20 protein-coding genes and 1 pseudogene are annotated in these 23196 nt (G+C 64.5%); 18 read left to right on the forward strand and 3 right to left on the reverse strand.

What is annotated here, in order from left to right; all coding sequences use genetic code 11:
- Positions 1 to 122 precede the first annotated feature (122 nt).
- The 5 genes and pseudogenes from hflK to ACTGJ9_RS15680 all read left to right on the forward strand — a co-directional run bounded on the left by hflK (position 123) and on the right by ACTGJ9_RS15680 (position 5665).
- On the forward strand, positions 123 to 1259 hold the full coding sequence (gene hflK / locus ACTGJ9_RS15660) for an FtsH protease activity modulator HflK (protein ID WP_456677781.1): 1137 nt from the start codon (positions 123 to 125) through the stop codon (positions 1257 to 1259).
- Between the two features lie 62 nt (positions 1260 to 1321).
- Positions 1322 to 2151 (forward strand): annotated as a pseudogene (gene hflC / locus ACTGJ9_RS15665) (protease modulator HflC).
- 71 nt (positions 2152 to 2222) lie between these two features.
- Positions 2223 to 2429 (forward strand): DUF2065 domain-containing protein, encoded by a 207-nt coding sequence (locus tag ACTGJ9_RS15670; protein WP_057747247.1) that lies wholly within the window; start codon positions 2223 to 2225, stop codon positions 2427 to 2429.
- Positions 2430 to 2571: 142 nt separating this feature from the next.
- Positions 2572 to 4083 (forward strand): Do family serine endopeptidase, encoded by a 1512-nt coding sequence (locus tag ACTGJ9_RS15675; protein ID WP_456677782.1) that lies wholly within the window; start codon positions 2572 to 2574, stop codon positions 4081 to 4083.
- Between the two features lie 328 nt (positions 4084 to 4411).
- Positions 4412 to 5665 (forward strand): IS110 family RNA-guided transposase, encoded by a 1254-nt coding sequence (locus ACTGJ9_RS15680; RefSeq protein ID WP_456676042.1) that lies wholly within the window; start codon positions 4412 to 4414, stop codon positions 5663 to 5665.
- Between the two features lie 194 nt (positions 5666 to 5859).
- Here the strand turns inward: ACTGJ9_RS15680 and serB are convergent, their stop codons facing one another.
- Entirely contained in the window at positions 5860 to 6801 is a 942-nt protein-coding gene (serB, locus tag ACTGJ9_RS15685; RefSeq protein WP_456677783.1) for a phosphoserine phosphatase SerB, read from the reverse strand.
- A gap of 11 nt (positions 6802 to 6812) precedes the next feature.
- On the opposite strand from serB, the gene miaA reads away from it, so the two are divergent.
- The 13 genes from miaA (at position 6813) to ACTGJ9_RS15750 (ending at position 20733) form a co-directional block, all read left to right on the forward strand.
- Entirely contained in the window at positions 6813 to 7754 is a 942-nt protein-coding gene (gene miaA, locus ACTGJ9_RS15690; RefSeq protein WP_456677784.1) for a tRNA (adenosine(37)-N6)-dimethylallyltransferase MiaA, read from the forward strand.
- A 330-nt stretch (positions 7755 to 8084) separates the two neighbouring features.
- Positions 8085 to 9860 carry an acetolactate synthase 3 large subunit gene (locus ACTGJ9_RS15695; RefSeq protein WP_456677785.1) on the forward strand — a complete coding sequence of 592 codons (1776 nt, stop codon included), beginning with the start codon at positions 8085 to 8087 and terminating at the stop codon, positions 9858 to 9860.
- Positions 9861 to 9888: 28 nt separating this feature from the next.
- Positions 9889 to 10431, forward strand: coding sequence for an acetolactate synthase small subunit (gene ilvN, locus ACTGJ9_RS15700; protein WP_456677786.1), 543 nt, complete (start codon positions 9889 to 9891; stop codon positions 10429 to 10431).
- 3 nt (positions 10432 to 10434) lie between these two features.
- Positions 10435 to 11130, forward strand: coding sequence for a class I SAM-dependent methyltransferase (locus tag ACTGJ9_RS15705; protein WP_456677787.1), 696 nt, complete (start codon positions 10435 to 10437; stop codon positions 11128 to 11130).
- Between the two features lie 45 nt (positions 11131 to 11175).
- Positions 11176 to 12051, forward strand: a complete 876-nt coding sequence (locus ACTGJ9_RS15710; RefSeq protein ID WP_456677788.1) for an EamA family transporter — start codon at positions 11176 to 11178, stop codon at positions 12049 to 12051.
- A gap of 7 nt (positions 12052 to 12058) precedes the next feature.
- A complete protein-coding gene (locus ACTGJ9_RS15715) occupies positions 12059 to 12661 on the forward strand; it encodes a LysE family translocator (RefSeq protein WP_456677789.1) in 603 nt (200 codons plus the stop codon).
- Between the two features lie 131 nt (positions 12662 to 12792).
- On the forward strand, positions 12793 to 13812 hold the full coding sequence (ilvC, locus tag ACTGJ9_RS15720) for a ketol-acid reductoisomerase (protein ID WP_456677790.1): 1020 nt from the start codon (positions 12793 to 12795) through the stop codon (positions 13810 to 13812).
- Positions 13813 to 14399: 587 nt separating this feature from the next.
- Positions 14400 to 15251 carry an SDR family oxidoreductase gene (locus ACTGJ9_RS15725; RefSeq protein WP_456677791.1) on the forward strand — a complete coding sequence of 284 codons (852 nt, stop codon included), beginning with the start codon at positions 14400 to 14402 and terminating at the stop codon, positions 15249 to 15251.
- A gap of 412 nt (positions 15252 to 15663) precedes the next feature.
- Positions 15664 to 17376 carry a sulfatase-like hydrolase/transferase gene (locus ACTGJ9_RS15730; RefSeq protein ID WP_456677792.1) on the forward strand — a complete coding sequence of 571 codons (1713 nt, stop codon included), beginning with the start codon at positions 15664 to 15666 and terminating at the stop codon, positions 17374 to 17376.
- A 256-nt stretch (positions 17377 to 17632) separates the two neighbouring features.
- Positions 17633 to 18070 carry a hypothetical protein gene (locus ACTGJ9_RS15735; RefSeq protein ID WP_456677793.1) on the forward strand — a complete coding sequence of 146 codons (438 nt, stop codon included), beginning with the start codon at positions 17633 to 17635 and terminating at the stop codon, positions 18068 to 18070.
- Entirely contained in the window at positions 18067 to 18798 is a 732-nt protein-coding gene (locus ACTGJ9_RS15740) for a COG1470 family protein (RefSeq protein WP_456677794.1), read from the forward strand. Before ACTGJ9_RS15735 ends, ACTGJ9_RS15740 begins: the two co-directional genes overlap by 4 nt.
- Positions 18795 to 19781 (forward strand): ABC transporter ATP-binding protein, encoded by a 987-nt coding sequence (locus ACTGJ9_RS15745; RefSeq protein WP_456677795.1) that lies wholly within the window; start codon positions 18795 to 18797, stop codon positions 19779 to 19781. Before ACTGJ9_RS15740 ends, ACTGJ9_RS15745 begins: the two co-directional genes overlap by 4 nt.
- Positions 19771 to 20733 (forward strand): ABC transporter permease, encoded by a 963-nt coding sequence (locus tag ACTGJ9_RS15750; protein ID WP_456677796.1) that lies wholly within the window; start codon positions 19771 to 19773, stop codon positions 20731 to 20733. Before ACTGJ9_RS15745 ends, ACTGJ9_RS15750 begins: the two co-directional genes overlap by 11 nt.
- Positions 20734 to 20819: 86 nt before the next feature.
- On the opposite strand, the gene ACTGJ9_RS15755 is transcribed toward ACTGJ9_RS15750, so the two are convergent.
- Both ACTGJ9_RS15755 and ACTGJ9_RS15760 read right to left on the reverse strand, forming a co-directional pair.
- Complete coding sequence (locus ACTGJ9_RS15755) at positions 20820 to 22379, reverse strand: glycine betaine ABC transporter substrate-binding protein (RefSeq protein WP_456677797.1); 1560 nt, start codon at positions 22377 to 22379, stop codon at positions 20820 to 20822.
- Positions 22376 to 23158, reverse strand: a complete 783-nt coding sequence (locus tag ACTGJ9_RS15760) for an ATP-binding cassette domain-containing protein (protein WP_456678536.1) — start codon at positions 23156 to 23158, stop codon at positions 22376 to 22378. Before ACTGJ9_RS15760 ends, ACTGJ9_RS15755 begins: the two co-directional genes overlap by 4 nt.
- Positions 23159 to 23196 lie beyond the last annotated feature (38 nt).

Raw genomic sequence — 23196 nt, forward strand, 5'->3', positions numbered from 1 at the left:
GAGCATAGCTCGTGGGTCGGTCAGGCTTGCGTTGTAAGGGTCCTTTCGGTCCCCTATAAAGCCGGACCGGACAATGCGGGCCGGCTTAAGTTCTAGTCCCGGTCTGCCGAGGAGAGCGTCGAATGCCGTGGAAGAATCAGGGCGGTGGCCCATGGGGCTCGGGTCCGAAAGGACCGTGGGGCTCAGGCCCGCAACCGGTGGGGCCGAGGCCGCCGGATCTGGAGGACCTTCTGCGGCGCGGCCAGGACCGACTGCAGCAGATCATGCCCGGTGGCTATTTCTCCGGCATCGGCATCACGCTGATCCTGCTCATCATCATCGCGCTCTGGCTGTTGTCGGGCTTCTTCCGGGTGCAGTCCGAAGAGCAAGGCGTCGTGCTGCGCTTCGGCAAGCATGTGCGCACGGTTGACCCGGGCCTGAACTATCATCTGCCCTATCCGATCGAGACGGTGCTGCTGCCGAAGGCGCTGCGCGTGTCGACCATTTCCATCGGCATGACGCTGATCGACGACCCGGCCCGCCGCGGCCGCTCGATCCGTGACGTGCCGGAAGAGAGCCTGATGCTGACCGGCGACGAGAACATCGTCGATGTCGACTTCACCGTGCTGTGGCGGATCAAGCCCAACGGCGTCGGCGATTTCCTGTTCAACATCCAGAATCCCGAGGGCACCGTGAAGGCGGTCGCCGAAAGCGCGATGCGCGAGGTGATCGGCCGCTCCAACATCCAGCCGATCCTGACCGGCGCGCGGACCCAGACCGAGACCACCGTGCAGGATTTGATGCAGAAGACGCTCGACAGCTACGGCGCCGGCATCCAGATCGCCCAGGTACAGATGCAGAAGGTCGATCCGCCGGCGCAGGTGATCGACGCATTCCGCGACGTGCAGGCGGCGCGCGCCAATCTCGAGCAGTTGCAGAACGAAGCCCAGACCTACGCCAACAAGGTCGTGCCGGACGCGCGCGGCCGTGCAGCATCGATCCTGCAGGCCGCCGAAGGCTACAAGGAGCAGGCGGTCGCCGAAGCCAAGGGCCAGAGCTCCCGCTTCCTGAAGGTCTACGAGGAATACAAGAAGGCACCCGACGTGACGCGTGAACGGATCTATCTGGAGACGATGGAGCGCGTGCTCGGCGGCTCGGACAAGCTGATTTATGACGGAGGCTCCTCGGGCCAGGGCATCGTGCCTTATCTGCCGCTCAACGAATTGTCGGCCAAGAAGCCCACGACGACCGGCCAGCAGCCGAGCGGAGGCACACGATGAGGTCTCCCGTTACAGGCATTGTCGCGCTGCTTGCGGCGCTTCTGGTCGTGATTGTCGGCTACATGTCGCTGTTCACGGTGCAGCAGACCGAGCAGACCATCGTGCTGCAATTCGGCAAGCCGGTGGACGTCGTCACCGACCCCGGGCTGCACTTCAAGGCGCCCTGGAACTCCGTGATCAACATCGACAAGCGGATCCTCGACCTCGAGAACCCTCGCAGGAGGTTATTGCCTCCGACCAGAAGCGGCTCGTGGTCGACGCTTTCGCGCGCTACCGCATCAAGGACGCGCTGCGCTTCTATCAGAGCGTCGGCTCGATCCAGGCCGCGAACCTCCAGCTCACTTCGCTCTTGAACGCGGCGCTGCGCCGGGTGCTCGGTGAGGTCAACTTCATCACCGTGGTGCGTGATGAGCGCGAGAAGCTGATGGGTCGCATCCGCGAGCAGCTCGACCACGAGGCCGACGGTTATGGCATCGAGGTCGTCGACGTCCGGATCCGTCGTGCCGATCTGCCGGAGCAGAACAGCCAGGCGGTCTATCAGCGCATGCAGACCGAACGCCAGCGCGAAGCGGCCGAGTTCCGCGCGCAGGGCGGCCAGAAGGCGCTGGAGATTCGCTCCAAGGCCGATCGCGAAGCGACCGTCATCATTGCCGAGGCCAACTCGCAGGCCGAGCAGACGCGCGGCATCGGCGACGCCGAGCGCAACCGCCTGTTCGCCGAAGCCTATGGCAAGGATCCTGACTTCTTCGCTTTCTACCGGTCGATGACGGCCTACGAGAACGGATTGAAGAAGGACGACACCCGCTTCCTGCTGCGGCCGGACTCGGATTTCTTCCGGTATTTTGGTAACCCGTCCGGCAAGACGGCGACCGAGACGCCGGCGAAACCGTAAGCTAGACAAGGGCGGCAGGTTTGGCCGCCCTTCGTCCAGACAAGAACAGCACCACGGGAGGTTCCAATCCGATGAGGTCCATTGCGTTCGCCGACTTCCTCATCGGCTTAGGCATCTTGTTCGTGCTGGAAGGCTTGATGTTCGCGGCCAGTCCGAACTGGATGCGCAAGGCCATGAAGAGCGCCATTGCCACGCCGGACAATATCCTGCGGGCCGTCGGGATCGGCTCGGCCGTGGCCGGCCTGATCCTGATCTGGGTGATGCGACGGCCGATCTAGCCGCACAGCCAACGCCAAAGTGAAGGCGGGAGGCGGGTTTTCGCCGTATTATTCGGGTCGTGAGGCCCGTTAAGCTCCGCTTGCGCCATGCCCCCGTTCGAGCGCAGTCTTGAGGCCGAATCCTTATTCTCTGGAGACCACAATGACCGCTGCCACCATTGTCACGACCCGCTTGCGCCAACATGCGCGGTTTGGGCTGGCCGCGCTCGCCGTCGGCGCTTTCAGCGTGTTCGGCTCGCCGGCACAGGCGCGCGGACCGGACGGCATCGCCGACGTCGCCGAGAAGGTGATCGACGCGGTCGTCAACATCTCGACCTCGCAGACGGTCGAGGCCAAGGGCGGCGGCAGCAACACCATGCCGCAACTGCCGCCGGGCTCGCCCTTCGAGGAATTCTTCGACGACTTCTTCAAGAATCGCAAAGGCCCGGGCGGCGGCAGCAAGGGCGGCGATAACGGCAGCGGCCCGCCGCGCAAGACCAACTCGCTCGGAAGCGGCTTCATCATCGACACCTCCGGTGTCGTCGTCACCAACAACCACGTCATCGCCGATGCCGACGAGATCAACGTCATTCTCAACGACGGCACCAAGATCAAGGCTGACCTCGTCGGTGTCGACAAGAAGACCGATCTTGCCGTCTTGAAGTTCAAGCCGCCGAAGCCGCTTGTCGCGGTGAAGTTCGGCGACTCCGACAAGCTGCGTCTGGGTGACTGGGTGGTTGCGATCGGCAACCCGTTCAGCCTCGGCGGTACGGTGACCGCGGGCATCGTCTCGGCCAAGAATCGCGACATCTCCTCCGGGCCCTATGACAGCTACATCCAGACCGACGCCGCGATCAATCGCGGCAATTCCGGCGGCCCGCTGTTCAACCTCGAAGGCGACGTCATTGGCGTCAACACCCTGATCATCTCGCCCTCCGGCGGCTCGATCGGCATCGGCTTCGCCGTGCCGTCGAAAACCGTCGCGGGTGTGGTCGACCAGCTCCGCCAGTTCGGCGAATTGCGTCGCGGCTGGCTTGGCGTCCGCATCCAGAGCGTCACCGACGAGATTGCCGAGAGCCTCAACATCAAGCCGGCGCGCGGCGCGCTGGTGGCCGGCATCGACGACAAGGGCCCGGCCAAGCCGGCCGGCATCGAGCCGGGTGACGTCGTCGTCAAGTTCGACGGCAAGGACGTCAAGGACCCGAAGGACCTGTCTCGCGTCGTCGCCGACACCGCGGTCGGCAAGGAGGTCGACGTCGTCATCATCCGCAAGGGCGAGGAGCAGACCAAGAAAGTCACGCTCGGTCGCTTGCAGGATCCCGACAAGGTGCAGGCCGCTGTGAAGACCGACGAACCGCCGCCGGAGAAGCTGGTGACGCAGAAGGCGCTCGGCCTCGATCTCGCCGTGCTGAACAAGGATTTGCGCACCCGCTACAAGATCAAGGACACCGTCAAGGGCGTGGTCGTCACCAATGTCGATGCCAATTCGGACGCTGCCGAGAAGCGGCTCTCCGCCGGCGACGTCATTGTCGAAGTCGCGCAGGAAGCGGTCGCGAGCGGCGCCGACATCCAGAAGCGGATCGACCAGCTCAAGAAGGACGGCAAGAAGTCCGCGCTGCTGCTGGTCTCGAATGGCGACGGCGAATTGCGGTTTGTGGCGCTGAGCCTGCAGTAGTCGAGGCACAATCTCGTAGGGTGGGCAAAGTGAAACGTGCCCACCATCTCTCCACCGTCGCAGCAAGCGTGGTGGGCACGGCGCAAGCGCGCCTTTGCCCACCCTGTACCCTTTGGGGTTCGCAGCCAGTCTAACGGTGTAGACTGGGAGTGCGGGCCGATCCGCCGGGAGCAGCCTTGCCCACCTGTGTCTTGAACACCGACGTAGGAGCCGCGCCCCGGCGGAGCGGCCGCGGTCGATATCCAGTAGGAGGTTTGCGCCGAGAGCGCCAGTACAGGGATTGATCGAGATCGCGGTGGCCCGCTTTTGAGAGCAAGGAGGTCCCAAAATGATCGAAGATGCACACTGGTTCGCCGGGATCGATTGGGCAACGCAGAGCCATAGCGTTTGCCTGCTGGATGCCGAAGGAAGACAGGTTGCTCGGCGCGAGTTCGCCCATGACGGCGCTGGGCTGACGGAGCTGCGTGACTGGCTGCTTGAGAAGACCAAGGCCGCACCGGGACAGATCGCCGTGGCGATCGAGATGCCGCACGGCCCGGTGGTGGAGATGTTGCTCGAACACGGGTTTGCGGTGTTTGCCATCAATCCCAAGCAGCTCGACCGCTTCCGTGATCGTTTCACGGCAGCTGGTGCCAAGGACGACCGCCGCGATGCCCATGTGCTCGCAGGCTCGCTGCGCACGGATCGCGCGGCCTTCCGCCGGCTTGTGGTTGATGATCCCACGATGATCGAGTTGCGTGAGTGGTCGCGCTTGGCCGACGAACTGCAGCAGGAGCGCACGCGTCTCGCCAACCGTCTTCGCCAGCAGTTGTGGCGCTATTATCCCCAAGCCACCAAGTTGACCGACGATGTCGCCGACGAATGGTTCCTGGCCCTTTGGCAGAAGGTGCCGACCCCGGACAGGGCGGCCAAGGCCAGCGAGAAGGCCATCGCGCGCATCCTGAGTGCATATCGTATCCGCCGTTTCGATGCGGCGGCGGCGCTCAAGATCTTGCGTGAGACCCCGCTGTTCGTGGCGTCGGGCACGACCGAGGCCGCCTGCGCCCACATCCGCAGCCTGGCGGCGCGCCTGCATCTGGTCAATCGGCAGATCAAGGAGGCTCATCAGAGCCTGGACCGTCTCTGTGCCGAGCTCGAAGCAGAGGAGAGCGCCTCGGGGCAGAGCCCGGCGCAGTGCGACGTGACGATCCTACGCTCCTGGCCAGGTATCGGCAGGATCAATCTCGCCACACTGCTCGCCGAGGCCGCAGAGCCCCTGCGCAGACGAGATTACCATGCTCTGCGCGCTTTGGCAGGAGCTGCCCCGGTGACGCGGCAAAGCGGCAAGCAGCGCTTCGTGGTCCGCCGCCTCGCCTGCAACAGGCGGCTGCAGAGCGCGGTCCATCACTGGTCTCGTGTCGCCATGCAACACGATGCGGCCACCCGGAAACGGTATGATGCCTTGCGGGCGCGGGGACATGGCCACGCGCGCGCCCTGCGCAGCGTCGGGGATCGTTTGCTCTTTGCCCTCTGCACGACACTCAGGCGGCAGACCCCTTACGATGCGGACTACAACAGCGAAAACATCACCGCGACAGCGTAATCTCATTCCTTTGTTCGGCCGGGCGCGGACCATTCCTTCGTCCCGACCTGACGATCGCCAAGCGTCGCGCGCAGACGATGTCCAGGATGCCGAAGGCACCGGCAAAGCCGGCGCGCAGCGTCCTGGACTGCGTCGAGCACGGCGCTATGCTGGGTTCAGCAAGGACACTTCCCCTTGACGGACGGTAGGAGGTCCTACGGCGGCAGAGCTTGTAGCAACGATCGAGGAGGCTGCGCCTCCACGAACTCGTCCCGCCGATAGCCCTGCGCATACAGCAGCGCGGTGAGATCGCCGTGGTCGATCCGCGCCGCCGCAGCGGCCGCGACCGCCGGCTTGGCGTGATACGCCACGCCCAGCCCCGCCGCCTGGACCATCGCCAGATCGTTGGCGCCGTCGCCGACCACGAGCGAGTCGATGTCGTCGAGATCGAACGACTCCATCAGATCCACCAGCGTCGCGAGCTTGGCGGCGCGACCCAAAATCGGCTCCTTCACTTCGCCGGTGAACTTGCCGTCGCGCATGACGAGCTCGTTGGCGCGGTTCTCCTGGAAGCCGAGCTTTGCGGCGACCGCGCTCGTGAACAGGGTGAAGCCGCCAGAGACGAGGCAGGTATAAGCGCCGTGGGCTCGCATGGTCGCGACCAGTTCGCGGCCGCCCGAAGTCAGGGTGATGCGTTCGGCCAGCACCTTGTCGACGACGCCGGCGGGGAGATCCTTCAGCAGCGCGACGCGCTCGCGCAGTGCCGGCTCGAATTCGATCTCGCCGCGCATCGCGCGTTCGGTGATGGCGGCCACGTGAGCCTTCATCCCGACGAGATCGGCGAGCTCGTCGATGCATTCCTGGCCGATCATGGTGGAATCCATGTCGGCGAGAAAAAGCTTCTTGCGCCGGACGCCGGCAGGCTGCACCACGATGTCGATGGGCAGGTCGCCGCGAAGCTCGCGCAACCGCTCTTCGATGGCGTGACGGTCGCCTTCGAGGTTACTGTCGGCGCCGAAGGGGATGTCGACCGCAACCCCGTCGAACAGCCAGTGCGCGGGTGCCGCTTGCAGCAGCACGGCGCGGGCGCCGTCGACGATGGTCGAGTCGAGGGCGGGATTGTTTGGGTTGCAGATCAGCGTGGCGACGAGGGACATTTGAGGTTTTCGTGAGCGAGAGGCATTCGAGCAAGGCCGTGCTTATCGCAGGCCCGACCGCCAGCGGCAAGTCGGCGCTGGCGCTGGAGCTTGCGCTTGCGACGGGCGGAATCGTCATCAATGCCGATTCCATGCAGGTCTATCGCGACCTCCGCGTCATCACTGCGCGTCCCACGCAGGACGAGGAGGCGCGCGTTCCCCATCATCTCTATGGCCATGTCGATGCAGCCGTGAATTTCTCGACGGGGGCCTGGGTGGCTGATGCCGCGAGGGCGCTGGACGAGGCAAGTGCCGAGGGCCGCCTGCCGATCTTCATCGGCGGTACCGGGCTGTATTTCAAGGCGCTGACGGCAGGTCTCTCGCTGGTGCCGCCGATCCCCGCCGAAGTGCGCGAAAACGTCCGCGCGCGGCTGGAGCGGAACGGCGTCGAGGCGTTGCACGCGGATCTCGCGCGCCGCGATCCGCGCGCCGCCGAGCGACTCAATCTGCGCGACCGGACGCGGATCGCGCGTGCGCTCGAGGTGATCGAGGCGACCGGCCGTTCGCTGCTCGACTGGCATCATGAGGGCCAGCCGCCGCTGCTGCCGAAGGACAGTTTTCGCGCGGTGTTTCTCGCGCCCGAGCGCGATGAGCTCTATGCCCGCATCGACGCCCGGTTCGAGGCCATGCTTGCCGCCGGTGCCCTGACCGAGGTCGAGCGGCTCGCAGCCCGCGGTCTCGACCCGCTGCTGCCAGCCATGAAGGCCCATGGCGTGCCGGCGCTGATCCGGCAACTGCGCGGTGAGCTCAGTCTCGAAGAGGCTGCCACCATCGGTCGGGCCGACACCCGCCACTATGCCAAGCGGCAATTTACCTGGTTCCGGCACCAGCTTCCCGAATTTGAATGGGTGAGGCCAGAGGAGGCGAGGGGATGGCTCGCGGGCGCCGCCAACGCAGCCCTGGCCTCCCGCTAAACGCGCTTTTGTGCTCGAGTTCCCGATTTTACCTCTCGCCGAACTCCGGGAACAAGGCTACATTGCCAAAATCGCGCAGGAATGGCCGCATTGCCTTGACATCCGGGCTTTGGCCGCTATGTTTCGCGCAACCTTTGGGAAGCTGAGCGCCTGCCATGCGTAACATTATTACCAAACTCCTTATCGCCGTCGTACCCAGGCACACCGCCGGGGGTGGCTAGCTGCCATCCACATGACAGGCGGTGTGCAGGGTCCCTCTTCGGGGCCTTTTTTATTTCCCGAACCCGACACGAACGAAGCCGCTGACAACAGCGCATCCGGAGCAAGCCAATGAGCGACAAGAGCCACGATCCGAACCAGATGACCGGCGCCGCGATGATCGTCCGCGCGCTCATCGATCACGGCGTGACCGACATTTTCGGCTATCCCGGCGGCGCGGTGCTCCCGATCTACGACGAGATCTTCCAGCAGAGCGAAGTCCAGCACATCCTGGTCCGCCACGAGCAGGGCGCAGGCCATGCCGCCGAGGGCTATGCGCGCTCGACCGGCAAGCCAGGCGTTGCACTGGTGACCTCCGGCCCCGGCGCCACCAACATGGTGACGCCGCTGACCGACGCGCTGATGGATTCGATCCCGCTGGTCTGCATCTCCGGCCAGGTGCCGACGCACCTGATCGGTAACGACGCGTTCCAGGAATGCGACACCGTCGGCATCACGCGCCCCTGCACCAAGCACAATTGGCTGGTGCGCGACGTCAACGATCTCGCAAAAGTGCTGCACGAGGCGTTCTACGTTGCGACCACGGGCCGTCCGGGCCCGGTGCTCGTCGACGTGCCCAAGGACGTGCAGTTCGCGACCGGCACCTATCATCCGCCGCGCAAGTCCGACGTGCACCGCTCCTATGCGCCGCGCGTGAAGGGCGATGCGACGCAGATACGCAAGGCCGTTTCACTGCTCGCGGGCGCCAAGCGTCCCGTGATCTACACCGGCGGCGGCGTGATCAATTCTGGTCCCGAGGCAACGAAGCTGCTGCGCGAGCTGGTCGAGGTCACGGGCTTCCCGATCACCTCGACGCTGATGGGCCTGGGTGCTTATCCGGCGTCGGGCAAGAACTGGCTCGGCATGCTCGGCATGCACGGCACCTACGAAGCCAACATGACCATGCATGATTGCGACGTCATGCTGTGCGTCGGCGCGCGCTTCGACGACCGCATCACCGGCCGTGTCGATGCGTTCTCGCCGAACTCGAAGAAGATCCACATCGACATCGATCCGTCCTCGATCAACAAGAACATCCGCGTCGACGTGCCGATCATCGGCGATTGCGGCAACATCCTCGGCGACGTCCTGCAGGTGTTCAAGGCCGAGGCGAAGAAGCCCGACATCAAGACCTGGTGGCAGCAGATCGCGCAGTGGCGCGCCCGCAACTCGCTCTATTACAAGAAGAGCAACGACGTCATCCTGCCGCAACACGCGATCCAGAGCCTGTTCGAGGCGACGCGCGGCAAGGACACCTACATCACGACCGAGGTCGGCCAGCACCAGATGTGGGCAGCGCAGTTCTTCGGCTTCGAGGAGCCGCATCGCTGGATGACGTCGGGCGGTCTCGGCACCATGGGCTACGGCCTGCCGGCCGCGGTCGGCGTGCAGGTCGCCCATCCCGACAGCCTCGTCATCGACATCGCGGGCGACGCTTCGGTGCAGATGACCATGCAGGAGATGTCGACGGCGGTTCAGTACGAGCTGCCGATCAAGATCTTCATCCTGAACAACCAGTACATGGGCATGGTGCGGCAGTGGCAGCAGTTGCTCCACGGCAACCGGCTGTCGCATTCCTACTCGGAGGCGTTGCCGGATTTTGTCAAGCTCGCGGAAGCCTATGGCGGCGTCGGTCTCCAGGTCACCAAGCCCGGCGATCTCGATGGCGCGATCCAGGAGATGATCTCGGTCAAGCGTCCGGTGCTGTTCGACTGCCGCGTCGCCGCGCTCGAAAACTGCTTCCCGATGATCCCCTCCGGCAAGGCACACAACGAGATGCTGCTGCCGGAGCAGGCTAACGACGAAGCCACAGCCAAGGCGTTCGCCGGCGGCAAGGCGCTGGTGTGAGCGCGAGAGACATTTGAGGGGAACGACCATGAACCAGCCCGCATCCGCCTACTTCATCGAGGAGCGTCACGATCCCGACGAGACGCACACGCTTGCAGTGCTCGTGCAGAACGAGCCCGGCGTGCTCGCCCGCGTCATCGGGCTGTTCTCGGGCCGCGGCTACAACATCGAGAGCCTCACGGTCTCGGAGACCGAGAGCCAGAAGCATCTGTCGCGCATCACCATCGTCACCACTGGCACGCCGATGGTGATCCAGCAGATCAAGCACCAGCTCGACCGCATGATCCCGGTCTACCAGGTCGTTGACATGACCCAGACCAAGCGCTCGATCGAACGAGAGCTGGCGATGGTGAAGGTGCGCGGGCAGGGCGAGCATCGCGTCGAGGCGCTGCGGCTGGCGGATGCCTTCCGCGCCCGCGTGATCGACGCCACCACCGAGAGCTTCGTGTTCGAGATCACAGGCAATACGGACAAGATCAACCAGTTTATCGACCTGATGCGCCCGCTCGGCCTTGTCGAGGTGTCGCGCACCGGCGTTGCCGCGATCGGCCGCGGGCCCGAGGGGATGTGAACCATGCTGGCGCGCGACTGGTACTACAACGAACGCAACCGGATGGGCATCGGGCCCGCGGTCGCCTCGATCTATGACAGTCACGATGACGCTGATCTGCGGGCGCGCGCCGCGCTGAAAATGCTCGGGGTCCAGCGCGGCTGGCGCATCGCCGATATCGGCTGCGGCAACGGCGTGCTGGCGACCGAAGCCGCGCTGATGGGAGCGGAGGTCGACGCCATCGACATCTCGCCGGCGATGCTGGCACTTGCCGAGATCTACGCGCGCGACCGCAAGGCGCCTGTGCGCACCCAGTCGGCCGGCCTGCTTTCCTTCGCCTACCGGCCGGAATCTTATGATTTGATCGTCAGCGAATTCACGCTGCATCATCTGCCGGATTTCTGGAAAGCGGTGGCGATGTCGCGGATCTTTCGTGCGCTCAAGCCCGGCGCGACCTTTTACCTGCGCGACATCGTTTACGCCTCGATGCCTGATGCCATCGAGCGCGATGTCGAGCAATGGGCCGATTTCCATATCAAGAACCACGATTTTTCGTGTGAGAGCGTGGTGACGCATATGCGCGACGAATATTCGACGTTCGGCTGGGTGATGGAGCGGATGCTGACCGATATCGGCTTCACGCTGGCCTCGGCCGACTACCACGCACCGATGCACGGCACTTATCTCCTGCGCAAACCGAAAGCCGGCGAGCAAAGCTAGAAACAAGAAGCAGGGCTGCACGACAGGGCAGAACCGGAAACAACAATGAAGCCGGCCGACATCCTCATCGCCCTCACGGTGGCGATCATCTGGGGGCTTGCCTTTGTGGCGAGCCGGATCGCGCTCGACGAGTTTTCGCCGGAGCTGATGACGGCGATGCGCTTTTCCATCGCCGCGGTGCCCTGCCTGTTCATACCCAGGCCGAAGGTCGCCTGGTCGCTGCTGATCGCGATCAGTTTTACGCTGTTTCTGGGGCAGTTCCTGAGCCAGGCCTACGGCATCGCCCATGGTGTGCCGGTGGGGCTGACCAGCGTCGTGGTGCAGAGCCAGGCGCTGTTCACGATCGGCTTCGCAGCGGTCGCCTTCGGCGAGCGGCCGACGCCGGTGCAGACGCTGGGAATTGTCATTGCGGCCATCGGACTGCTGATGATCTGCGGCACCGTCGGCTATGATTTCAGCGTCGGCGCCTTCGCGGTGCTGATGATCGCCCCAATCTGCTTTGCTGTCGGCAATCTCCTGCTGCGCGGTGCTCGCGGTGCGCCGATGTTCGATCTGTTCGCGTGGCTGTGCCTCACCGCGGCGGTGCCGCTGTTCGCACTCGCGCTCGTCGTGAACGGACCGGTGCCAACCTTCCAATCGCTGATCCACATGTCGCTGACTGGCCTCATCTGCCTGCTGGTGATCGGCGCTATCTCGACCAGCATTGCTTATTGGCTGTGGGGCCGGCTGCTGCGTGACTATCCGGCCGCGCAAGTGGTGCCGTTCGCGCTGCTGGTGCCGTTCGTCGGTTCGGCTGCATCCAGCATCGTGTTCGGCGAGCGGTTCGGGCCGCTACGCCTCGCCGGCATGCTGACCGTGATCGGCGGCATCGCGGTGATGGTGTTGGTCAAGCGGCCGCAGCCGCTTGCGAAGACCGCGTGAGGTGGATATGGCCAACTCGCTCTTTTACGCTTTCCTCGCCTTTATGGTGGTGATGTACTTCACCCCCGGGCCGAACAACATCATGCTGCTGGCCTCGGGCCTGACCTACGGCTTCCGGCGCACCATCCCCCACATCGCGGGCATCGTCATCGGCTTCGCCTTCATGGTCGGCGCCGTCGGCCTCGGGCTCGGCACCGTATTCCTGGCGTACCCGATCCTCGAGACAATCCTGAAATATGCCGGCGCCGCCTACCTAATTTACCTGGCCGCCGTGATCGCCATGTCCGGCCCGACCACGCCGGGCAGCGAGGACGGCCGCGGCCCGATGACGTTCTGGGGCGCCGCCATGTTCCAGTGGATCAATGCCAAGGGCTGGGTCATCGTGATCGGCACCATCACGGCCTACGCGGCCATCGCCCAGTTCCCGATCAACATCGCGATCCAGACCCTGATCAGCCTGCTGGTCGGCACGGTCTCGACGGTGGTCTGGGCTTTCTTCGGCACTGCACTAAGACCTGTGCTGACCTCGGAGCGGCTGGTCCGCGCCTTCAATATCCTGATGGCGCTCCTGCTGCTCGCCTCGCTCTATCCTGTCTTCATGGATGCATGATGCCGCAGATTTCCATGCAGAAACGGATTTCCCAGGGGCTGAAAATGCTTTAGACAGCCCCCGAAATCCGCAAATCTCACCGTCCGAGACCTGACCCACGGCCGATTCTGGCCATCTCTGAGGAAACGACTATGCGTGTTTATTACGATCGCGACGCCGACCTGAACCTGATCAAGGGCAAGAAGGTCGCCATCGTCGGCTATGGCAGCCAGGGCCACGCCCATGCGCTCAACCTCAAGGACTCCGGCGTCAAGGACGTCGCGATCGCGCTGCGCAAGGACTCGGGCTCGGTCAAGAAGGCGGAAGCCGCGGGCTTCAAGGTGATGGAAGTCGCCGAAGCCGCCAAATGGGCCGACCTTGTCATGATGCTGACCCCGGACGAGCTTCAGGGCGACATCTATCGCGAGCACCTGCACGACAATATGAAGAAGGGCGCTGCCCTCGTGTTCGCGCACGGCCTCAATGTCCACTTCAACCTGCTCGACCCGCGCGCCGACCTCGACGTGCTGATGATCGCGCCGAAGGGCCCCGGCCATACCGTGCGCTCGGAATATCAACGCGGCGGCGGCGTGCCCTGCCTGATCGCGATCGCCAAGGACGTCTCGGGCAACGCCCACGACCTTGGCCTGTCCTACGCCTCCGCTGTCGGCGGTGGCCGCGCCGGCATCATCGAGACCACCTTCAAGGAAGAGTGCGAGACCGATCTGTTCGGCGAGCAGGTCGTGCTCTGCGGCGGCCTGGTCGAGTTGATCAAGGGCGGCTACGAGACCCTCGTCGAAGCCGGCTATGCGCCCGAGATGGCCTATTTCGAGTGCCTGCACGAAGTGAAGCTGATCGTCGACCTGATCTATGAAGGCGGCATCGCCAACATGAACTACTCGATCTCCAACACCGCGGAGTACGGCGAGTACGTCACCGGTCCGCGCATCGTCACCGCGGAGACCAGGGCCGAGATGAAGCGCGTTCTCGCCGACATCCAGGGCGGCAAGTTCGCCCGCGACTGGATGCTCGAGAACAAGGTCAACCAGACCTCGTTCAAGGCCACCCGCGCCAAGCTCGCCCAGCACCCGATCGAGGAAGTCGGCGCCAAGCTGCGCGACATGATGCCCTGGATCAAGAAGGGCGCGCTGGTCGACAAGTCGAAGAACTAAGCTTTGCGTTCCCCGGACGCAGCGCATCTCGTCAGTGGTGCGCTGCAGAGCCAGCGGCTCCTGGGTCCCGGCTTTGCGGCGCGTCGCTTTCGCGTCACGCCTTGTCCGGGACACGTGCGAAAACAACAAGCTTCGTTCGTCAAACTAAATCTTAAATCTTCGCGATTATATCTGAGCGAGATTGCAAACAGCGGTCTCGCTCTTTTCTTCTCTTCTCGCGCGAAGCATTGCTGCTTCATCCAAATTCTTCGCGAGTTGATGTGCTCTCAGAATTCAAGAACTGACGCTTAAACCACATTCTTGAGATCGCGTCGTTCTTCAGAACTTTTCGGAAGTTGCGATCGCACAAAAGCGCTGTGTCCTCAAAGGCTAGGATTCGGCTCTTCATCCGCACTCTCAGCACGCAATCAATCGCAATTTGCGATGTTCGCGCACTGCTTCATCTTAAGAACCGACACCCGCCGCGCCCGCTTGCATCGTGGCGCGGCCTCGAAATAGATCATCGGTGCGCGGCTTGAGAACCTGACGGCATTGCGCTGGCGCAGCCTCCCCTACAATGATCGCGGGGCACTATAGGGGGAAGGACTATGCGATCTGTCGTCGTCACCGGCGCATCCACCGGCATCGGCTGGGCCATTGCGAAGTTTCTCATTGGGCGCGGCTATCGCGTCTTCGGCAGCGTCCGCAAGCAAACCGACGCCGACCGGCTCACGGGTGAGTTTGGCGCCAATTTCACGCCGCTGCTGTTCGACGTCACCGACGAGGCCGCCGTACTGGCGGCCGCGCGCCAGGTGCGCGAGGCGCTGGGCGGCGAGACGCTGGCAGGCCTCGTCAACAATGCCGGTGTTGCCGTCGCTGGCCCGGTGCTCGAATTGTCGGCGGATGATTTCCGCCGCCAGATGGACATCAACGTCCTCGGCCCTGTGATCGCGACGCAGGCGTTCGGGCCGCTGCTCGGCGCAGATCCATCGCTGAACGGGCCGAAAGGGCGGATCGTCATGATCAGCTCGGTCGCGGGCAAGAACGGCAATCCGCTGTCGGCGCCTTACTGCACCTCCAAGCATGCGCTCGAGGGCCTGTCGGAGAGCCTGCGCCGCGAACTGATGCTGTTCGGCATCGACGTCATCATCGTCGCTCCCGGCGCAGTGAAGACGCCGATCTGGAGCAAGGCCGAGCAGTTCGATATGTCGGTCTACCAGAACTCGCCCTATCTCCCCGCGCTCAACAAGGTCATGGCGTTCATGATGAAACTCGGCGAGACCGGGCTGCCGGCCGAACGTATCGCCGAGGTCGTCTTCGAGGCGCTCACGGCCGCGAGGCCCAAGGTTCGCTATCAGATCACACCGGACCGGATGCGGCACTTCATTGCAGCCACTCTGCCCAAGCGGACGGTCGACCGCATCATCGCCAAGCGGCTCGGGCTGCTGCCGCAGGGCTGAAGCGGCCGCTCAACCTGCCGCGGCCGTCCGTCCGCACGGATGGTCGGCCATCACGATGCCAGCAGCGGAATGACGAGCGCGGCATAGAGCGCCGTCGCCGAAAATGTAGGAGGCGGGCGAGGTCGCCTCCGCGAGCCGGTCGGGTCCATTTCCGCGAATGCGACGATCGCGACCGCACTGACGGACGCGCCGATGGCCGACCCGCCCGGGATTGCCAACCCTGGCGTGCTTCGCGTGCGGCCTTTCGCCCCCCGCTAACATTAAGCGAAGGTCGGATCGCCGCTCGCGTTGCTTGTCCGTGACCCTTCCATTACAGTTTTATGACACGGCGCAGGCTTCCGGCTGCGCCGAACCCCGCAGGCCGGCCAAACGGCCTGGCATCACCCGCCGGACCAGAAGTTGCGTGTCGTCGATGGCGTCCGCGCCCAATTCAGGTCCTTCCGCCACCACCTCCGTCCTGGCGGGCGTCGCCGCGCTCGGCATCTGGCGGCTGCTCGCGGTTGCGGCGCCACATCTTGCCGCCCTCGCTCTCATGTACGAGACCGAGACCGATTTCGGCTCGCGGCTTTCGTTCTTGCTCGCCTGGGGCATCCTCAACTTCTTCTGGATCACGCTGTTGCGCCGGCCGGCGCTGTCGGGCGCGCTGTCGCTGACCATGCTCGTGGTGCTGGTGCTGCTGTCGCGGCTCAAGCACGACGTCGTGCAGATGACGGTCAACTTCATCGACCTGATGATGATCGACCGCGACACGGTCGCGTTCCTGTTCACGATCTTCCCGAATTTGCGCTGGTCGGTGATCGGGGCCGGGCTGGTCACGCTGCCGCTGATGTACGCGCTGTGGTGGCTCGATCCGTTCCGCATTCGGCGCCTGCCGGCGTTCGCTGCCATGCTCGCCTGTCTGGCGGGGGTGGTCGGATATTCCGTCTATCATCCGGATGAAGCTTGGCGCGGCTATTACGACGACGGCTATCTCTCAAAGTTCTTCCGCTCCGGCGTGACCGCGGTCTCCGATTTCGTGCAGTACGGCTTTATGGAGTCGGGCGCCTCGACCAACGAGCGGCTGAACATCCCGCTGGTCGATTCCTGCCATCCGGCCGGCCGGCGGCCGAACATCATCATGATCCATGATGAATCGAGTTTTGACATCCGCGCCGCACGGGGCATCAAGGTGCCGCCGGGTTACGGCAGTCACTTCAAGTCCTGGGATGGCAAGGAGCGCACATTCCTGGCCGAGAGCAATGGCGGGCCGAGCTGGTTCACCGAGTACAATGTGCTTGCGGGTCTTTCCTCGCGCTCGTTCGGCCGCTTCGCCTATTTCGTGACCCGTATTGCGTCGGGCCGCGTCGAGCGCGGCCTGCCGCTGGCACTGCGCCGTTGCGGCTACGACACCATGTCGCTCTATCCCGCCTATGGCGGTTTCATGGGTGCGCGCAGCTTTCAGGTGACGACCGGCGTCGAGCGTTTCCTCGACTCCAGGGATCTCGGCGCCAAGGACGTCGAGCCTGACAGCTTCTTCTACGACAAAGCGTTGCAGCTGATGGGCGAGCGGACGCCCAACAAGCCGCTGTTCAGCTTCATCTATCTCGGCGCCAATCATTTCCCCTGGGAAACGCGCTTCCGCCCCGATCTCGTGCCGAACTGGCGCGCGCCGGGCAACGCACCGTCGATCGACGAATATCTGCGCCGGCAGGCGATGAGCGCCGAGCAATACAACGCCTTCATTGCGGGCTTGAAGAAGAATTTCCCGGGCGAGCCTTTCCTGATCGTGCGCTATGGCGATCACCAGCCCGAGTTCGCGCCGAACCTCCTCGAGCCCGGGCTCGACCAAGGCGCGATCGGCAAGAAGCTCGACGCTTATGATCCGCGTCTCTACGCGACCTACTACGCGATCGATGCCGTCAATTTCGAGCCGGTGAAAAGCGACACGGTGATGGACACGGTCGATGGTCCTTATCTGCCGCTGGTGATCCAGGAAGCCGCAGGCATTCCGCTCGACCCGTCCTTCGCCGAGCAGAAGGAGATCATGCTTCGCTGCAAGGGCATCTTCTACGACTGCAAGGACGGCGCCGAGGCGCGGCGGCTGAACCGGCTGCTCATCGACGCCGGGATGATCCGTGGGCTCTAGCGATTTTGAATCCGCTAGTCCGGACGTTTGCCCAGATATATCGTATTACGATATATTAATCTTCAGGCTTTTGGTGCGATTTTCAAACTAAAGTCTGAGCCGAAAACGCCCGAGATCACCAACTTGTAATTGGAGCGGCGTTCCGCTTCCCAAACTTTGTCACGATTACTCCCATCATCCGACACGCCGCCACCATCGTCTCTGAAGCGGCACGATGCCGATCTCTGGTCCACCCTTCCATGCAGGAGTATCGTCCATGCGAGCGCTTGATGTTGCGCGTCTTGCATTTGCCCTCACACTGGTCAGTCCCGTCGTCCATGCCGCTGAACCGTCGCATGAGATCAAGGGTCTCTATCTCATGACCGATTATCCGGCGATCACGGTGCGGCCCGGCACCACGACCAATGTTGGGCTGCGCTTGCAGGATTACGGCCTGTCGCCGGAGCGCTATCAGCTCTCGGTCGCAGGCGTTCCCAGCGGCTGGACGGCGACGCTGCTCGGCGGTGGACAGCCGGTGGGCGCGGCGATGCCGGGGCCCGATAGCAGCGTCGCGTTGCAGCTCAGGCTCGACGTTCCCGCCGGCAACGATCTCAGCGACACACGCTCACGGTCAAGGCCGAAGGGCAGGGCACCAATGCCGAGCTGCCGATCGCGGTATCTCTTGCCAGGGAGCTTCCCGCCAAGCTCAGCGTGAAGTCCAGCCTGCCGTCGCTGCGCGGCAGTCCGAAATCCAACTTCGACTATACGCTCTCGATCAAGAACGATTCGGGCCGCAATCTCGTCGCAAGCTTCGCTGCAGAAGCGCCGGCCAATTTCGAGACCTCGTTCACCGAAGCCTATGGCACGCAGGAGCTGTCCTCCATCCCGATCGACGCCGGCCAGTCCAAGGACGTCAAGCTGAAGGTGCGTCCTCCCAGCACGATCGGTGCCGGTCATTTCCCGGTCAAGGTCACGGTCAAGGCGGAGGACGCTTCGGCGTCCACCGAACTTGCGCTCGACGTGGTCGGCCAGCCGCAGCTCCAGATCTCCGGCCGCGACGGTCTGTTGAGCGCGCGTGCGGTGGCCGGGCAGCAAAGCTCGATCCCGGTCGTCGTGACCAACACCGGCACGGCGCCAGCCGAGAACATCGCACTCGCCGGGACCGCGCCGACTGGTTGGAAGGTGACGTTCGAGCCGGCAACGATCGAGCGCCTCGTGCCCGGCAAGGACGCCGAGGTCCAGGCACTGGTGACGCCGAGCGACAAGTCGCTGGCCGGCGATTACCAGGCCACGCTCCGCGCCACCTCTCGCGGTGAGAGCGCTTCGAGCCAGTTCCGCGTCACCGTCGGCACCTCGACGGTATGGGGCATGGCCGGCGCGGGCGTCATCGGGGTCGCGCTGCTGTTGATGCTGGGCGCAGTTGCGAGGTTTGGACGGCGATGAGCGATCAACAGAACGAAGCCCCAAGGACCGCCCCGGACCCAGTCATCACCGCGCGCGGGCTGACGAGGCGCTACGGCAATATTGAGGTCGTGGATGCCATCGACTTCGACATTGGGCGTGGTGAAGTGTTCGGCCTGCTCGGTCCGAACGGCGCCGGCAAGACCACGACCATCCTGATGATGCTCGGCTTGACCGAGATCTCGTCCGGCGAAGTCAGCGTGCTCGGTTTCAACCCGGCGCGCGAGCCGCTGAAGGTCAAGCGGCGCGTCGGCTATTTGCCGGACGCCGTCGGTTTCTACGATCAGCTCACCGCGATTGAAAACCTGGCCTATACCGCCAAGCTGATGGGTCTGGCGCGCGCCGAGCGCGCGTCGCGAATCGAGGCGGCCTTGGTGCGGGTCGGACTGGCCGACGTCGCCTCGCGCCGCGTCGCCACCTTCTCGCGCGGCATGCGCCAGAGGCTGGGCCTTGCCGAGATCATCGTCAAGCGCGCCGAGATCGCGATCCTCGATGAGCCGACCTCCGGGCTCGATCCGCAGGCGACCCAGGAATTCCTCGCATTGATCGGGGAGCTGAAGGCCGGGGGCGTCACGGTGCTGTTGTCCTCCCATATGCTCGACCAGGTTCAGCGCATCTGCGATCGCGTTGCGCTGTTCCAGGCCGGTCGCATCGTGCTGATGGGGGCGGTGCCGGAGTTGGCGGTCAAGGTGCTTGGCGCGGGCTTCGTCGTGGAAGTCGAGGCCGAGGGGCTCGGCATCGCGCGGCGGCTCGCGATGATCCCGGGCGTGACCCAGGTCGAGACGCTTGCCGCCGATCGCTTCCGCATGACGGCGGAACGCGACGTTCGGCCGGATGCGGCGCGCGCCGTCGTCGCGGTCGATGGATCGCTGCGAAAATTGTCGGTCGACGAGCCGAGCCTGGAGACGATCTATGCGCGGTATTTCCAGGCCCAGCCCACGGGAGACGTTCGTCATGCGGCGTGAGGGGTCACCGTTCCAGGGCCTGTCCACGGTCTTCGTCAAGGAGCTCGCGGATCACATCTCCAGCGTCCGCATGCTGATGCTGGAACTGCTGATCGTGTTCACTGCGCTCGCCGCGCTCTACGAGGCAATCAACAGCTTGCGGCAGAACACCGCCGAGGATCCATTCCTGCTCCTGCGCCTCTTCACCATCGACCAGGCGCCGTTGCCGTCGTTTGTCGCGATACTCGGATTCCTCATTCCGCTGATGGCAATCGGGCTTGGCTTCGACGCCGTCAACAGCGAGCATAATCGGCGGACGCTGTCTCGTATCCTGGCACAGCCGATCTATCGCGATGCGCTGCTGATGGGGAAATTTCTTGCCGCCCTCGCCACCATCGGCATTAGCCTCGCCGCCTTGTGGCTCCTGGTGATCGGCCTCGGCCTGATCTTCCTCGGCGTGCCGCCAGGCGGGGAAGAGATCGCGCGTTCGCTGGTGTTTCTGGTCGTAGCGATCTTCTATGCGGGCGTCTGGCTGTCGCTGGCGATGCTGCTCTCGATCGTGTTCCGCTCGCCTGCGACCGCCGCGCTGGTCTCGCTCGGCATCTGGCTGTTCCTGACCGTGCTCTGGCCGATGCTGGCCCCAGCCATCGCGCAGGCGATCGCGCCGGCCGATCCGCGCTATGCACTGCTCGGACTGAACGATCCCGCGACCGCGGTTTGGGCCCAGCAACTGCTGCGGCTGTCGCCCAATGACCTGTTCGGCGAGGCGATGCTCGCCGTACTGTCGCCGACCACGCGCGCGCTCGGTCCGGTCTTCCTCGACCAGCTCCGCGGCGCCGTCATGGGCGCGCCGCTTCCGTTCCGCGAAAGCGTCATGATCGCATGGCCGCAGACCGTTGGCCTGGTTGCGGGCACCATCGTGCTGTTCGCGTTCGGCTACGTGCTGTTCCAGCGGCAGGAGGTGCGGGCGTGAACTGATTGCGGTTTGCCCTCTCTTCCTCCAGAGACGGGCGAGAGGGGTGGTCGTAGCCTCCATCGCGGCCACCCCTCAATTTTGCTCTACCGTCGCCCGACCTTCGCCCACAGCCATTTCGCCACCGCATCCGGCGATGAATTCGCATCATTGCCGCTGGCGCGCAGATTGGCCTCGCGCATGGTGGCGATGTCGATCTTGCCGAGGAGCGGGCTCAGCGCCGCTGTGAGCCGCTCGTCACCGGCACGCTTCGGGGCCAGCAGCAGGATGGCATCGTAGGGCGGGATGGCGTGCCTGGGATCGTCAAGCGCCACCAGATCGTATTTCGCGATCAGCCCGTCGCTGGTGTAGCCGGCGATCACGTCTATCTCGCCGCTCGCCACCGCCGCATACATGAAATCCGGCTGCATCTGGCGCTGCGCGCTGAACTGAAGGCCGTAGGCCTTCTGCAGCGCCGCCCATTCGGGGCGCGAGAAGAATTCATAATCGCCGGCAATCGACATCGCTGAAGCGTGTGCGGCGAGATCGGCGATGGTGTGGATGCCGAGCGCGTCGGCGCGCTTCTTCGGCATCACCAGCGCATAGGCATTCTCGAAACCGAGTTCGCCGAGCAGCGTGATCTTGTCCTTCGCCAGCGCCATCTTCAAATCTGCCACCAGCTCCGCGCGCGGCTTGATGTCGGTGCGGTGCAGCTGGTTGGCCCAGAGTGTGCCGGAATAGTCGACATAGAGATCGATGTCGCCCGCCTTCAGCGCCCCAAAGATCACGCTCGAGCCGAGACCGGACCGCGCCGTGGCGGAAAGGCCGGCTGCCTGGAGGCGGTCCCTCAGCAGGGCCGAGAGCACATATTGCTCGGCGAAGGTCTTGGCACCGACCACATAGCCGGACGACGAACGTCCCATGGTCGGCACCAGCGTCGCCGCAAGCAGCGCCGCGATGCCGATCGCGCCGAGCCCGGCGCCCAGGCGGCTGCGATGGCGCAGCCCGCTCTCGATGAGGCCAAGCAGCTGATCGACGGCAAGCGCGAGCAGGGCCGAGGCCAAGCAGCCGAACAACACGAACACCCAGTTCTGGGTCTGTAGCCCCGCGAAAATGTAATTGCCGAGGCTGGTCTGACCGATCGGCGTCGACAGGGTCGCGGTGCCGATCACCCACACGGCGGCGGTGCGGATGCCGGCCATCATCACCGGCAACGCCAGCGGTAGCTCGACCATGACGAGCGACTGCCGCGCCGTCATGCCGACGCCTTTGGCGGCTTCGATCAGTGCGGGGTCGATGCCATTGAGCCCGGTGATGCCGTTGCGCAGCACCGGCAGCATCGAATAGAGCGCCAGCGCCAGCATCGCCGGCAGGAATCCGAATGCGGAGAAGGAGACGCCGAACCATTTCAGCGTCACGGACGCCGCGAGCAGCAGCAGCGGATAGAACAGCGCGAGCAGCGCCAGCCCCGGCACGGTCTGCACGATGCTGGCGAGCGCGAGCAGAATAGCGCGTGGCGCCGGGCGGTTACGTGTGAGGATCGCGAGCGGCAGGCTGACGATCAGGCCGAGCGCAAGCGCGGCGAGGCTCACCCGCACATGATTGCCGAGATAATCGGGCAAATGCGACAGTGCCTCGCCCCAGCGCGGATCATTGAGGAAGCTCATGCCGCACCGTCCTGTGGCAGCAGCGCGTTCAGGCGCTCGACCTGGCGCCGCGGCGTGCGCAGCAGCTCCAGCACATAGGCATCGCTGCTCGTCGAGAGCTCCGATGGCGTGCCCTGCGCGAGCAGCTTGCCGCCGCGCATGACCGCGATGCGGTCGGCGAGCAAAATCGCCTCCGTCATGTCGTGCGTGATCATCAGGGTCGTCAGGCCGAGCTTGCGGTGCAGCTCGCGAAAATCCTCGCCGAGCGCATCGCGGGTGAGGGGATCGAGCGCCCCGAACGGCTCGTCCATCAGCAAGATGCGAGGCTTTGCTGCCAGCGCCCGCGCTACGCCGACGCGCTGGCGCTGCCCGCCCGAGAGTGCCTCCGGCAGCCGGTTGCGATGCGCGGCACGGTCGAGCTGGACGAGCTCCAGCAACTCGTCGACGCGCGTCGCGATCGCCGCCGCCGGCTCGCCCAGCAGCTTTGGCGTGATCCCGACATTGTCGGAGACATTTAGATGCGGAAACAGCCCGCCGCTCTGGAAGACGTAACCGATCCGCCGCCGCAGCGCGACCGGATCGACGTTCCGCACATCCTCGCCCTCGACCGTGATCGTGCCGCCATCGGCCTCGATCAGCCGGTTGGCAAGCCGCAGCAACGTCGTTTTGCCCGAGCCCGAGCCGCCGACGATGGCCAGAAACTCACCCTCGGCGATGTCGAGCGACACATCGTCCACGGCCCTGAGGGAGCCGAAGATCTTGGTAACGCGGGCATAGCCAATCATCGGTCTAGACGGCATCGGGCGGGGGCTCACTTCGCTGACCCGCCCGTCGAGGG

The organism is Bradyrhizobium sp. RDM12 (assembly GCF_051917485.1).
Taxonomy (GTDB): domain Bacteria; phylum Pseudomonadota; class Alphaproteobacteria; order Rhizobiales; family Xanthobacteraceae; genus Bradyrhizobium.

Excerpts from the sequence above, each read along its gene's own strand:
- ACTGJ9_RS15710 (WP_456677788.1), top strand. The coding sequence starts at position 11,176 with ATGAAGCCGGCCGACATCCTCATCGCCCTCACGGTGGCGATCATCTGG.
- ACTGJ9_RS15755 (WP_456677797.1), bottom strand. The coding sequence starts at position 22,379 with ATGAGCTTCCTCAATGATCCGCGCTGGGGCGAGGCACTGTCGCATTTG.
- ACTGJ9_RS15695 (WP_456677785.1), top strand. The coding sequence starts at position 8,085 with ATGAGCGACAAGAGCCACGATCCGAACCAGATGACCGGCGCCGCGATG.
- ACTGJ9_RS15670 (WP_057747247.1), top strand. The coding sequence starts at position 2,223 with ATGAGGTCCATTGCGTTCGCCGACTTCCTCATCGGCTTAGGCATCTTG.
- ilvC (WP_456677790.1), top strand. The coding sequence starts at position 12,793 with ATGCGTGTTTATTACGATCGCGACGCCGACCTGAACCTGATCAAGGGC.
- ACTGJ9_RS15730 (WP_456677792.1), top strand. The coding sequence starts at position 15,664 with ATGGCGTCCGCGCCCAATTCAGGTCCTTCCGCCACCACCTCCGTCCTG.
- ACTGJ9_RS15745 (WP_456677795.1), top strand. The coding sequence starts at position 18,795 with ATGAGCGATCAACAGAACGAAGCCCCAAGGACCGCCCCGGACCCAGTC.
- ACTGJ9_RS15705 (WP_456677787.1), top strand. The coding sequence starts at position 10,435 with ATGCTGGCGCGCGACTGGTACTACAACGAACGCAACCGGATGGGCATC.
- ACTGJ9_RS15760 (WP_456678536.1), bottom strand. The coding sequence starts at position 23,158 with ATGCCGTCTAGACCGATGATTGGCTATGCCCGCGTTACCAAGATCTTC.
- ACTGJ9_RS15680 (WP_456676042.1), top strand. The coding sequence starts at position 4,412 with ATGATCGAAGATGCACACTGGTTCGCCGGGATCGATTGGGCAACGCAG.
- ACTGJ9_RS15750 (WP_456677796.1), top strand. The coding sequence starts at position 19,771 with ATGCGGCGTGAGGGGTCACCGTTCCAGGGCCTGTCCACGGTCTTCGTC.
- hflK (WP_456677781.1), top strand. The coding sequence starts at position 123 with ATGCCGTGGAAGAATCAGGGCGGTGGCCCATGGGGCTCGGGTCCGAAA.
- ACTGJ9_RS15715 (WP_456677789.1), top strand. The coding sequence starts at position 12,059 with ATGGCCAACTCGCTCTTTTACGCTTTCCTCGCCTTTATGGTGGTGATG.
- serB (WP_456677783.1), bottom strand. The coding sequence starts at position 6,801 with ATGTCCCTCGTCGCCACGCTGATCTGCAACCCAAACAATCCCGCCCTC.
- ACTGJ9_RS15675 (WP_456677782.1), top strand. The coding sequence starts at position 2,572 with ATGACCGCTGCCACCATTGTCACGACCCGCTTGCGCCAACATGCGCGG.
- ACTGJ9_RS15725 (WP_456677791.1), top strand. The coding sequence starts at position 14,400 with ATGCGATCTGTCGTCGTCACCGGCGCATCCACCGGCATCGGCTGGGCC.
- ilvN (WP_456677786.1), top strand. The coding sequence starts at position 9,889 with ATGAACCAGCCCGCATCCGCCTACTTCATCGAGGAGCGTCACGATCCC.
- ACTGJ9_RS15735 (WP_456677793.1), top strand. The coding sequence starts at position 17,633 with ATGCGAGCGCTTGATGTTGCGCGTCTTGCATTTGCCCTCACACTGGTC.